The 11,612-nt window shown below is 33.0% G+C and carries 11 protein-coding genes; all 11 read right to left on the bottom strand.

Features of this window, described 5'->3' with window-relative positions:
- Nucleotides 1-16: 16 nt before the first annotated feature.
- A complete protein-coding gene (locus VJJ03_RS09950; RefSeq protein ID WP_009745477.1) occupies nt 17-892 on the bottom strand; it encodes a toprim domain-containing protein in 876 nt (291 codons plus the stop codon).
- Nucleotides 893-1,112: 220 nt separating this feature from the next.
- Complete coding sequence (locus VJJ03_RS09945) at nt 1,113-2,342, bottom strand: primase-helicase family protein (RefSeq protein WP_009745478.1); 1,230 nt, start codon at nt 2,340-2,342, stop codon at nt 1,113-1,115.
- 23 nt (nt 2,343-2,365) lie between these two features.
- Nucleotides 2,366-2,704 (bottom strand): helix-turn-helix domain-containing protein, encoded by a 339-nt coding sequence (locus VJJ03_RS09940; protein WP_009745479.1) that lies wholly within the window; start codon nt 2,702-2,704, stop codon nt 2,366-2,368.
- Nucleotides 2,705-2,890: 186 nt separating this feature from the next.
- The gene (locus VJJ03_RS09935; RefSeq protein WP_009745481.1) at nt 2,891-3,766 is read right to left on the bottom strand and encodes a hypothetical protein; all 876 of its coding nucleotides are present in this window, start codon (nt 3,764-3,766) and stop codon (nt 2,891-2,893) included.
- Nucleotides 3,767-3,778: 12 nt separating this feature from the next.
- On the bottom strand, nt 3,779-5,011 hold the full coding sequence (locus tag VJJ03_RS09930; protein ID WP_009745482.1) for a tyrosine-type recombinase/integrase: 1,233 nt from the start codon (nt 5,009-5,011) through the stop codon (nt 3,779-3,781).
- Complete coding sequence (locus VJJ03_RS09925) at nt 5,008-5,580, bottom strand: helix-turn-helix domain-containing protein (RefSeq protein WP_323975328.1); 573 nt, start codon at nt 5,578-5,580, stop codon at nt 5,008-5,010. The genes VJJ03_RS09930 and VJJ03_RS09925 overlap by 4 nt, the downstream gene beginning before the upstream one ends.
- 197 nt (nt 5,581-5,777) lie before the next feature.
- On the bottom strand, nt 5,778-7,685 hold the full coding sequence (gene dnaK / locus VJJ03_RS09920; RefSeq protein ID WP_323975326.1) for a molecular chaperone DnaK: 1,908 nt from the start codon (nt 7,683-7,685) through the stop codon (nt 5,778-5,780).
- 116 nt (nt 7,686-7,801) lie between these two features.
- Complete coding sequence (locus VJJ03_RS09915) at nt 7,802-8,470, bottom strand: uracil-DNA glycosylase (RefSeq protein ID WP_009745485.1); 669 nt, start codon at nt 8,468-8,470, stop codon at nt 7,802-7,804.
- Nucleotides 8,471-8,475: 5 nt separating this feature from the next.
- Nucleotides 8,476-9,417, bottom strand: a complete 942-nt coding sequence (gene trxB, locus VJJ03_RS09910; RefSeq protein WP_009745486.1) for a thioredoxin-disulfide reductase — start codon at nt 9,415-9,417, stop codon at nt 8,476-8,478.
- A gap of 30 nt (nt 9,418-9,447) precedes the next feature.
- Nucleotides 9,448-10,809, bottom strand: coding sequence for an acetyl-CoA carboxylase biotin carboxylase subunit (accC, locus tag VJJ03_RS09905; protein ID WP_009745487.1), 1,362 nt, complete (start codon nt 10,807-10,809; stop codon nt 9,448-9,450).
- A gap of 121 nt (nt 10,810-10,930) precedes the next feature.
- Nucleotides 10,931-11,437, bottom strand: a complete 507-nt coding sequence (gene accB, locus VJJ03_RS09900) for an acetyl-CoA carboxylase biotin carboxyl carrier protein (protein ID WP_009745488.1) — start codon at nt 11,435-11,437, stop codon at nt 10,931-10,933.
- Between the last annotated feature and the right edge of the window lie 175 nt (nt 11,438-11,612).

Here is an 11,612-nt window from a genome sequence, read left to right as displayed (position 1 = left end):
ACATTAAGCCCCACGCTTATTGTAAACAATGGGTACTTTTTGCACTAATATCGTAGCAAATAGGTTCAATCATTATGAAATCATTTAAATCTTTGTAGTTTTGATATAAAGTTCTATAATCTTCTACATGAGGATTTAATTGTTTTACTTCATTTGTCGCTCTATTTCCTGCTTCATCATTGTCAAAATATAGTTCTATTTTTTCATAATTCTCAATGATTTTTTCAAGTTTAAAAATCATTGAAACAGAATTTAAAATCACATAATCTGATAGTTGTTCTTCTAGTGTTTTTTTCATTTCTATAAAAGAAAGATAATCCATAAATCCTTCGAAAATCCGAAGATTGTTTGATTTATTTTTTATTGTTGTGATATCCTTTCTCCCAATACAAATTTTTGAATATTTATTCCTTACTTCATAACCACCAGTATCATTTTTGAAACCAATTCCAAAATATTTTTTATCTGATATTTTATAATGAATTTCTTTAAGTAAGTGAATATTATTTTCAATTCTTCTTTCCTTTAAGTATTGAATTAGGGCATTGTGTTTGACCTCTGAAATGGATAATATTTCATATTTATTTTCGTCTTTAGTTACATTACATATTTGCTCATTAAAAGAAAAATCAAATTGAGACAAATATTCTAAGGCTTCAGATACAGAACATAGTTTGATGCCCTGAACCAATGAGACTATATCGTATTTCTTTCCCGTTCCGAAGTCAAAAGCAATATTTTTGATGAAATTGACCAATAAGCTGGGTGCTTTTTCTTCTCTATCAAAAGCAAAATAAAATGCTGTTTTAGAATTACCTTTGCTTGGGAAAAGAGAAAAACTTTCCAAAACATTTCTAATAGATATCTGAGTATTTGCTTGTTTACAATTCATATCTTATTTTTTGAGTTTTATACATTTGTTTTTTCGTTGAATTGTTGAAAAAAGAATGTAACTATCTTATCAAGTGCATTTTATACACTCAACAAAAACTCAACAATTCAACAAAATAGGTTTATGATTGTTCAACAATAGCTCAACAAAATTCAAGGATTTAAAATTTGTTGAATACTTCGTTGAATGGGTATTCAATTAAAATTCAATTATTTGTAGCTTAATTCGACAAATCAACATATTTTTCAAGAATAAAATTTTTGGAAATATTGAAGTATCTTCCCACAGAATTACTCTTATAAAAATTTCCAGAATAGTCAATATCGTAGCGGGTGTAAGTTAATCCGTTTTTTTGAGGTTCTAAATTCCATTTTTCTTTCAGTACATTCCTTACATCATTTCGGGAATAATACAATTGACGGAATATTCTATTGAGCATATTCAAAATATCTTGAGGGACAGCCTTTATTTCTGTTTCCTCTGTTGATTCAAAAAACTCATAAAGAAGTTCTATCATCTTACATTCCAACTTATTTGAATTTTTAAGAATAAGCTTTTGGAGTGCTTTTGTTTTTATTTCTTCAGGAGCAAACCACATTCTGCTTTTCTTTTCAGAATGGAATTTTCGATGGATTAAAAAACTTAAAAATAAAGGAATTTCTGTAATTAAATTTTGAAGAAACTCAGTGTTTTCAGATTTTATTGGATTGATTTTCAAAACCCAGAAGCGAATTTCGTTTTCATCAATTTGAATAAAATTGTCTTCGTTATTAGAACAAAGGATGAATTTTCCAAAAAAATCAATTTCCTCTCGGTCTTTACCTTTATTCTCTAACTTATCCTTATTGGTAGTGGAGAGATATTTTAGTCGTTCAGTGATTTCCTTTCGATCAAAAAACACTTCGTCAATGGCTATAATCAACATTGAAGCCCAGTCAGAATTGAATTGACTATTGAACGAATCTCCCTTGATATAAGTCATATTTCTTCCGAAAATCTCTTTGAGCCATTTGAGGAAAGTAGTTTTTCCTGTAGCTCTTTCTTTGCTTACCAAACATAAGATAGGAAGAATTTGAGTAGGATTTTCCAGTAAAATCTTCAGATAATCTAGACCTAAATCTACTTGATTTCCGAAAATATGTTGCATAAAAGAAATAGAAAAAGGAATTTCATCTGACAGTACTACCGAAATACTCGGCTGATAGGGAATTTCATTGTATATATTATAAAAATTCTCTATAGTTTTTTGGTATTTCAGATGATTAGGAATACAACAGAAGCCATCATATTTAGGAATTTCGTAGATATATTTCTTACCATGGTCTTCGATAATGGTTTCTCTTGACCACTTAACGAGTGAAGTGATTTTGCCGCCAAAGATTTGTGGACGTTCTATAATTTTGTAATAAGTAGTGCCCACACGAATGTAAGGTATAAGTAATTCTCCCATTTTGATACATTTTTACGTTTAAATTACTTGACCTTTTTTTTAGCTTTGTGAGCCATTTCTTCTATTTCTTGAATTGTCTTTCTTTTTCCTTGTGCAATCCAATCCAAAAGTTCATCTTCGTAAAAATAGAGCTTTTTCCCATTTTTGTAATGGGGAATTTGTCGCTTTCTCACTAATGTATAGAGTGTAGGTTTAGCCTTTTTTAGGATTGTACAAGCTTCCTCTATACTTATAGGAGTCTTCTTATTATTAATTTCTATTGTATCTTTATTTTTTACAATAGTTTTTAATTCTTCTATCTGATGAGATAGAAGAGCGACTGCCTTAGGCAGATTTTCAAATGAAATTTCATTTGCATTCATAATTTTGATGTTTAAAATTATGGTGCAAACTTAGTAAATGTATCCTTTGTGATGAGAAAAACACATAAAAAAATAAATCACAAACGAATCACAGGAAAATCACAAGCGAATTACAGGAAAATCACAAGCGAATTACAGGAAAATCATAAACGAATCATATAAATCATATAATAAAGAATACATTTTTTACTTATCAGGCTTAGATAAATCTTCTTTGATTTTGATTTTTCCTTTTTCTTTATGGCTTTTTAAATGACTTACTATAGTATTTATACTATTATTAGATAACTTCTCTGGAAAAATAGCCTTCAAAAGGACGGCAATTATAACTTGTTTTCTTCTATCTTCATCTTTAAAGTGATTCCAAATATTCCAACCAAAGTGATATAAGTCTAAAGGTTTTAAAATCTTATATTCTGAATCCTTATATTTTGATTCTAAAATACTTACAGAGGGATAGTTTGAAAAATCGGTCACTCCATTAAAATAGGCTTTTATTACAGCATAAATATTTTTAACATCTTCCTCTGAACAATATTCAGAAAAAATTTCTATTATATATTTTTCAACAATATCAAATTTATTTTTTTCTTTATTTTTTGAATTTATATAGGTGTTATTTATATTATCAATAGTATCTGTAGGGGTAGTATTGATAAGAATAGCATTCATGGGAGTAGTATTCGTGTGGGTATATATGGGAGTAGTATCCATGGGGATAGTCTCTATCTGAGTAGTCTCCGTGATAATATCCATAGGAGTAGTCTCTATGTGAGGAATATCCGTGGTAGTAGTCTCTATGTGAGTAGTGTCCGTAGGAGTAGTATTAGTAAGAATTACTTTGCTTCTGATAAAGCAAAGTAATGATATTAGTAATGGCGGAACATTGAGATAAACAAAAACCACTGTTAATACAAATACAATGATAATCATAGTGTAAATCGTTTTAACTTCATAAACTCCAAATTTCGCCATAAGATGAGTTATTTCTAATAATGTGATTATAATAATCGCTAATTTTTCTGATTTTCCGATTAAATCTCTCTTTTGTACCATATTCATAATTTACTATTTTTAAAAATTCAACTTAATAACTTCTGCTGCTTTTATTTTATTTTTATCAATTACTTTTGCGTATGCTTGAGTTGTTTTTACATTTGTATGTCCCAGCATTTTGCTTACAGTGTAAATATCTGTACCATTCGCTAATTGTAAAGTTGCAAATGTGTGTCTAAAACAATGAAAGGTAATATTTTTGTGAATACCTGCTTTTGTAATCCACTTTTTCAAAGGGCGAGAAATCCAAGCAGGATCAGGTAAATTCTCAAAAACTAAATCCTCTAAGTCTCTTCTCTCTCCACATAATTCCAAGGCTTGTTTTGAAATGGGTTTATATTCTACTCCTTTGGTTTTCTTCTGAGTAAAGTGAAGTTCTATTTTGTCATTATCTTCTATGATTTCTTTCCATTTTAGTCTTTGAATATCTGAGAGTCTTAATCCTGTGAGAGCAGAGAAAAGTGAAGCTCGTCTTAAAATATCATTATCACAAGGTGTCTTTGCTAAAATATTTAATTCTTCTTCTGAGAGATACTCTCTTCTTGATTCTCTATCAGCAATACCTTTTATTTTTCCAGACAAATCAGATAAAAAATATCCATCAATAAAGGCTTGTTTTAGAATAGCTTTGAAAATAGAAAAATATGTAGCTGAGGTATTAACAGAGATAGTTCCTTTCTTGTTTCCTCCACAAGGTGCAGATAATAAGAAATTTTTAAAATCCTCTGAAAACTTCATATCAATCTGTGCAAATTTTACTCTTCCTCCTGAAAATAATTTTAAAAGTTCTATTACCCTTTTCCAATTTATGCGAATTGCATCTGAACTATTTTTATGTCGCTTCTTCAATAGCTCTTCACTATAAGAGACAAAATCTTCATCTAATAATTCTTTTTGCTTTAATTGTTGATTATCTCCTAATAAAATTTGCTCATCATATTCTTTTTGCAATTTTCTACGAATTGCATCAGCAAATAACATTGTTTCTTTATCCAAATCACTTTTACAAATGATTACTCCATTTTCATTTCGTTTTGGTTTATAGGAAACATTTCCCTTATCATCAGTTTTTGCTGAGTGAGTTTTGTCAAAAACTACAGAACTAACACTTCTATTGAGATATTCTCTGACTCTTTTAGGTGTTTCTTTATTTGCTTCATAAACGGGATAGCACTCTATATAGACATACCATTCTTTCTTAAATTCTGCCTTACGAAGTCTTACTGTACATTTTGTGGGTTTTACTTTCATTGTCTAATAAATATTTTATCAATTTCAACCTTTGGAACATATACAAATTTCCCTATTTTTTCTTTGGGGACATTAAATTTTTTAATAATACTAGTCACTGTTGAAGGATTTGCTCCAAACTTTTCACTTACTTGTGAAAGCGTATAGCAATCTTCTTTTTTATATTTCTTAGGAAGCTCTTTCTCTTGTTTATCTTCTTTATAAATAATAATTGGAGAAAAAAGTTTTTCTAATTCCATTTTGTTTATTCTTGTAAGTCGCTCACCAAGATTTACACTATGGATGTGTTTTTCCTTAATCAATCTATGAATAGTGCTTTTTGAAATTCCAAATAAAACGACAGCCTCACTCACAGAAATAAATTCTCTATGTTGAAGAATAGCAATTTTATCTGCGTATTTCTCTAGAATCTTTTCTTTTTCCTGCAACTCTTTTTCTTGTTTTTTTCGTTCCTTTCCATTTTTACTTGCACATGAATTTGAACAGAAATGAGTTGTTATTGTTTTAGCTTCAAATGGCTTATGGCATTGCTCACAAACCTTTGGTATTTTCAAATTACTAAATCCCATTTTATTGCTATTAAGAATTATAAGCGTTTTAAGACCTACATTGTGGTAAATTATGAATCGGCATACATAAATGAGGTGCAGAATTATAATTTAAAAATGAGAAAAACAAAATTACTAATTAAATTGAAAATATAAAAAACTACTATAAACCATTGGTTTATAGTAGTTTTTATTTACTAATCGTTGATTATCAACTCTTATTTTACTTCTTCAAAATCTACATCTTGTACATTGTTATCTCCGCCATTATTATTTGGTTGTTGGTTATCATTAGGTTGAGATTCTGTACTGTTTCCTCCGCCTTGTTGTGCTTTGTAGAGATCTTCAGAGGCACTTTTCCAAGCATTATTAATCTTTTCTAAGGCTGTCTTAATCACAGCAATGTCTTTACTTTCATAAGCCTTTTTAAGTTCTTCTAAAGCATTTTCAATAGCAGTTTTTTTATCAGAAGGGAGCTTATCACCAAACTCTTTAAGTTGTTTTTCTGTTTGGAAAATAAGAGTATCTGCTTCATTTAATTTGGTAGCTACCTCTTGGGCTTTTTTGTCAGCCTCAGCATTGGCTTCGGCATCACGTTTCATTCTTTCAATTTCTTCTTGAGTAAGTCCAGAAGAAGCTTCAATCCTTATATCGTGAGTTTTACCAGTTCCTTTATCAGTTGCAGAAACATTGATAATACCATTGGCATCAATATCAAAGGTTACTTCGATTTGAGGTACTCCACGTGGTGCAGGTGGAATACCATCCAAGTGGAAACGTCCGATAGTTTTATTATCTGCAGCCATAGGTCTTTCTCCTTGTAGTACATGGATCTCTACACTAGGCTGATTATCTGCGGCTGTGGAGAATATCTGAGACTTTTTAGTAGGAATGGTTGTATTGGCTTCAATAAGTTTGGTCATTACACCTCCCATGGTTTCAATACCAAGAGAAAGAGGAGTTACGTCAAGTAATAATACATCTTTCACATCTCCAGTAAGTACACCTCCCTGAATAGCGGCTCCTATAGCTACCACTTCATCAGGATTCACACTTTTATTAGGCTTTTTACCGAAGAATTTTTCTACAGCTTCCTGTACAGCAGGAATACGAGTAGAACCTCCTACCAAAATAATTTCATTAATATCACTTACACTAAGACCTGCATTTTCAAGAGCCTTCTTACATGGCTCAATAGTACGTTGTACTAAGTCATCAATAAGTTGTTCAAATTTAGCACGGGTGAGTGTACGTACTAAGTGTTTAGGTCCACTTGCTGTAGCGGTAATATAAGGCAAATTAATTTCTGTCTGAGTAGTAGAGGAAAGCTCTATCTTAGCTTTTTCAGCAGCTTCCTTTAAACGTTGAAGAGCCATAGGATCTTTACGCAAATCTAACCCTTCTTCCTTTTCAAACTCTTCAGCGAGCCAATTAATAATTTTTTCATCTACATCATCTCCACCAAGGTGCGTATCCCCGTCAGTAGAGAGAACCTCAAATACTCCGTCTCCTAATTCCAAGATGGAAACATCGTGAGTACCACCACCAAAGTCAAATACCACAATCTTATGATCATTGTGTTGTTTGTCCAAACCATAAGCCAAGGCAGCTGCAGTAGGCTCATTAATAATACGCTGTACTTTTAGCCCCGCAATTTCACCAGCTTCTTTGGTAGCTTGTCGCTGTGCATCATTAAAGTAAGCAGGTACTGTAATAACTGCCTCTGTTACGGGCTGTCCTAAGAAATCCTCTGCTGTTTTTTTCATTTTTTGAAGAATCATGGCAGAAATTTCTTGTGGAGAATAGAGTCTACCATCAATATCTACACGTGGAGTATCATTATCTCCTTGAACTACTTTGTAAGGTACACGAGCGATCTCTTTTCCCAATTCAGAGAATTTGTTCCCCATAAAACGTTTTATAGAATAAATCGTTTTCTTAGGGTTAGTTACTGCTTGTCGCTTAGCAGCATCTCCTACTTTTATTTCACCTCCTTCTACGAAGGCAACCACAGAGGGAGTTGTACGCTTCCCTTCTGCGTTAGTAATCACCACAGGGTCATTACCTTCCATTACAGAAACACACGAGTTCGTGGTTCCTAAATCTATTCCAATAATCTTACTCATAATCGTATTTATCTTTGTTTTCTGATTTACTATTATGCCCTATTATAGTCAAGGACTGTGCCAAAAGGAAGTTTATGACAAAATGACAGTAAAACAGAAATAGGAATTATTGAAAACTATTTCCAGTTGATAGCTTCTTTTCCTATAGAGAGTAGGTAATTATTCGTTTTGCTAAAATGTTTGTTCCCAAACCAATATCCACGATTTGCACTTAATGGAGAAGGATGTCCTGAAGTTAGGATATAATGTTTTTGAGTATCAATTAGTGTAATTTTCTTTTTGGCAAAGCCTCCCCATAGGAGAAAAACTATTTGTGAACAATTGTCAGAAATTGCTTTGATAACAGCATCGGTGAAAGTTTCCCAGCCATGGTTTTGATGACTTCCTGCCTGATTGGCACGAACAGTTAATGTTGCATTAAGTAAGAGAACTCCTTGTTCAGCCCATCGAGTTAGGTTTCCACTTTCAGGATAAGGTAATTTTAAATCTTCTTCTATTTCTTTGAAAATATTGACTAGAGAAGGGGGATGGGCTATGCCATCATTAACAGAAAAACATAACCCATTTGCCTGTCCTTGCCCATGATAGGGGTCTTGCCCTAAGAGCACAACTTTTACATTTTGTACAGGGCAATGGTCAAACGCTGCAAATATTTCTTTTCCTTTTGGATAACAAGTATACTGACTATATTCTTGCTTAACAAAACTTGTCAACTCCCTAAAATAGGACTTTTCAAACTCATTATTTAACAGAGGTTTCCAAGAAGAATTGATATTCACATTCATTAGTTCTAATTTTCTTGAGAGGATAGGTAACGTTCTGCATCCAAAGCAGCCATAGCGCCACTTCCTGCAGCTACTACTGCTTGTCGGTAATGTTTGTCAGCAGCATCTCCAGCAACAAAAACACCCTCTACATTAGTGCGGCTTGTCCCAGAAATATTTTCTATATATCCTTCTTTATCTAAAGAAAGAAAAGGAGCAAAGATATCTGTATTAGGTTTATGTCCAATGGCTACAAAAAAACCTGTGATAGGAATCTCAGTAAGTTCATGAGTTTTGTTATTACGCACTTTAACAGCAGAAACAAGTTGCCCATCTCCTAGAATTTCTTCAGTTTCTGTATTGAATAGAATAGTAATATTCTCTGTATTACGCACACGATTTTCCATGATTTTGGAAGCACGGAAGGCATCACGACGCACAATCATAGTTACTCTTTTACAGATTTTAGAAAGATATAAAGCCTCTTCACAAGCAGAATCTCCTGCACCAACAATAGCTACGTCCTGGTTTCTATAGAAAAAACCATCACATACAGCACAAGCTGATACACCACCCCCTCTCTGCAAATAGTATTGCTCAGAAGGAAGTCCTAAGTATTTGGCGGATGCTCCTGTACTTATAATTACAGTATCTGCATGTATTTCTTTCTCTTCAATCCATACTCTAAGAGGTTTTGAAGAAAAGTCTACTTTGGTAATCCATCCGGAGCGTATGTCAGCATTGAAACGACGAGCTTGTTGTTCAAATTGCATCATCATTTCAGTACCAGTAATTCCATCAGGATATCCAGGGAAGTTTTCCACTTCATTAGTGGTAGTAAGTTGTCCGCCAGGTTGTTCTCCTTGATATAATACAGGAGAAAGATTTGCTCTTGCAGCGTATATAGCAGCAGTATAACCTGCAGGTCCAGAACCTATAATAAGGCATTTGATTCTTTCTATTGGCATATATTTAAGGTGTTCTAAGTAAGTTAATAATTATTCTTCTTCCTCTTCTTCCTGAGGTTGAAGGACAAAATCTTCCATAAATTTGGTAGTATAATTTCCTGCTATATAATCAGGATTTTCCATAAGTTGTTTATGGAAAGGAATAGTCGTTTTAATACCTTCAACAATAAACTCATCTAAAGCTCTCTTCATCTTAGCAATAGCTTCTTCTCGAGTTTGCGCAGTTGTGATAAGTTTAGCAATCATGGAGTCATAGTTAGGTGGAATGGTATATCCAGCATACACATGAGTGTCTAAGCGCACACCAAACCCTCCTGGGGCATGGAAAGCCGTAATTTTTCCAGGGGAAGGGCGGAAGTCATTAAAGGGATCTTCAGCATTGATACGGCACTCAATAGCATGAAGTTTTGGAGTGTAATTTCGTCCAGAAATAGGTACTCCAGCAGCTACTAATATCTGTTCTTTAACAAGGTCATAATCAATTACTTGCTCGGTAATGGGATGTTCTACTTGGATACGAGTATTCATTTCCATAAAATAGAAATTACGATGTTTATCTACTAAAAACTCTACCGTACCCACTCCTTCATATTTAATAGATTCAGCAGCTTTAACGGCAGCATCTCCCATTTTTTTACGTAGTTCTTCTGTCATGAATGGAGAAGGAGTTTCTTCAGTAAGTTTCTGATGACGGCGCTGGATAGAACAATCACGTTCGGAAAGGTGGCAAGCTTTTCCAAATTGGTCACCCACAATCTGAATCTCAATATGACGAGGTTCTTCAATGAGTTTTTCCATATACATTCCATCATTTCCAAAGGCGGCAGCAGCCTCTTGTGTAGCGCTTTCAAAAGCCTTTTCAAGATCCTCCTCTTTCCAAACAGCACGCATTCCCTTTCCTCCCCCACCAGCAGTAGCTTTGAGCATAACAGGATACCCCATTTTTTTAGCAATCTTTTTAGCTTCTGCAATATTTCTTAATAAACCATCAGAGCCAGGAATGGTAGGTACCCCAGCTGCTTTCATAGTAGCCTTTGCAGTAGCTTTATCTCCCATTTTATCAATCATTTCAGCAGAGGCACCGATAAATTTAATGCCATTTTCAGCACATATTTTAGAAAATTTAGCATTTTCAGATAAAAAGCCATATCCAGGATGGATAGCATCTGCATTAGTAATCTCAGCAGCAGCTATAATATTAGTAATTTTCAAATAAGAATCCTTGCTTGGTGCTGGTCCTATGCAAACAGCTTCATCCGCAAAACGGACATGGAGGCTATCCGCATCTACAGTGGAATATACAGCAACCGTTTTTATACCCATTTCGCGACAAGTACGAATGACCCGAAGGGCAATTTCTCCACGGTTAGCAATTAATATTTTTTTAAACATTTTCTAATATTTTTTAGGTAATACTACTTAGTAAATGTAGTATAAATGTTAAATAAATTATTTTCACATGTAAAATGAAATATGGAAGATATTAGTTATTGATATAGTTAATTATTGATAACTATGAAGGATCAACTAAGAAGAGGGGTTGATCATACTCTACAGGAGAAGCATCATCTACTAATACTTTTACGAGCTTACCAGATACTTCTGATTCTATTTCATTAAATAGTTTCATAGCTTCAATTACACAAAGAGTTTGTCCCTGTACAATATTGTCTCCAACTTCTACAAAGAGAGGTTTGTTAGGTGCCTGCCGGCGATAGAAAGTACCTATTATAGGTGATTTGATGGTAATATATTTACCATTTTCTTCATCGTCATGTTCTTTAGTAGCTACTATATTAGCAGGGTCACTTACAGGAATAGGGATAGTAGGGGTAACAGGTATTTGAGTCTGAGGAAGTCCTTGAGCTACATAAGGTTGTTGTACAAACACAGTTTCAGGTTTGCTTTCTTCACCAGAAGTTTTGATGGTAATCTTAATATCTTCCATCTCCAACTTTACTTCGCTTGCACCCGATTTGGCAACGAATCTGATCAAATTTTGAATATCTCTTAAATCCATAGCAAATAATTATATTTTCAATGAGTTAAACATTGTCTATACAATGATTATTTTTAATAAAAGTAAACTAATTAATTGAGGGCAAAAATACTAAAAAAAATTATATAAACATGACTTTTTTAGGATAAAATAAGATTACAATGTTATTTAGTATTTTTTAACAACTGTTTTTTTA

It is taken from the genome of Capnocytophaga sp. G2, from assembly GCF_035282625.1.
GTDB lineage: Bacteria > Bacteroidota > Bacteroidia > Flavobacteriales > Flavobacteriaceae > Capnocytophaga.
This window is presented reverse-complemented; position numbering and strand designations above follow the sequence as displayed.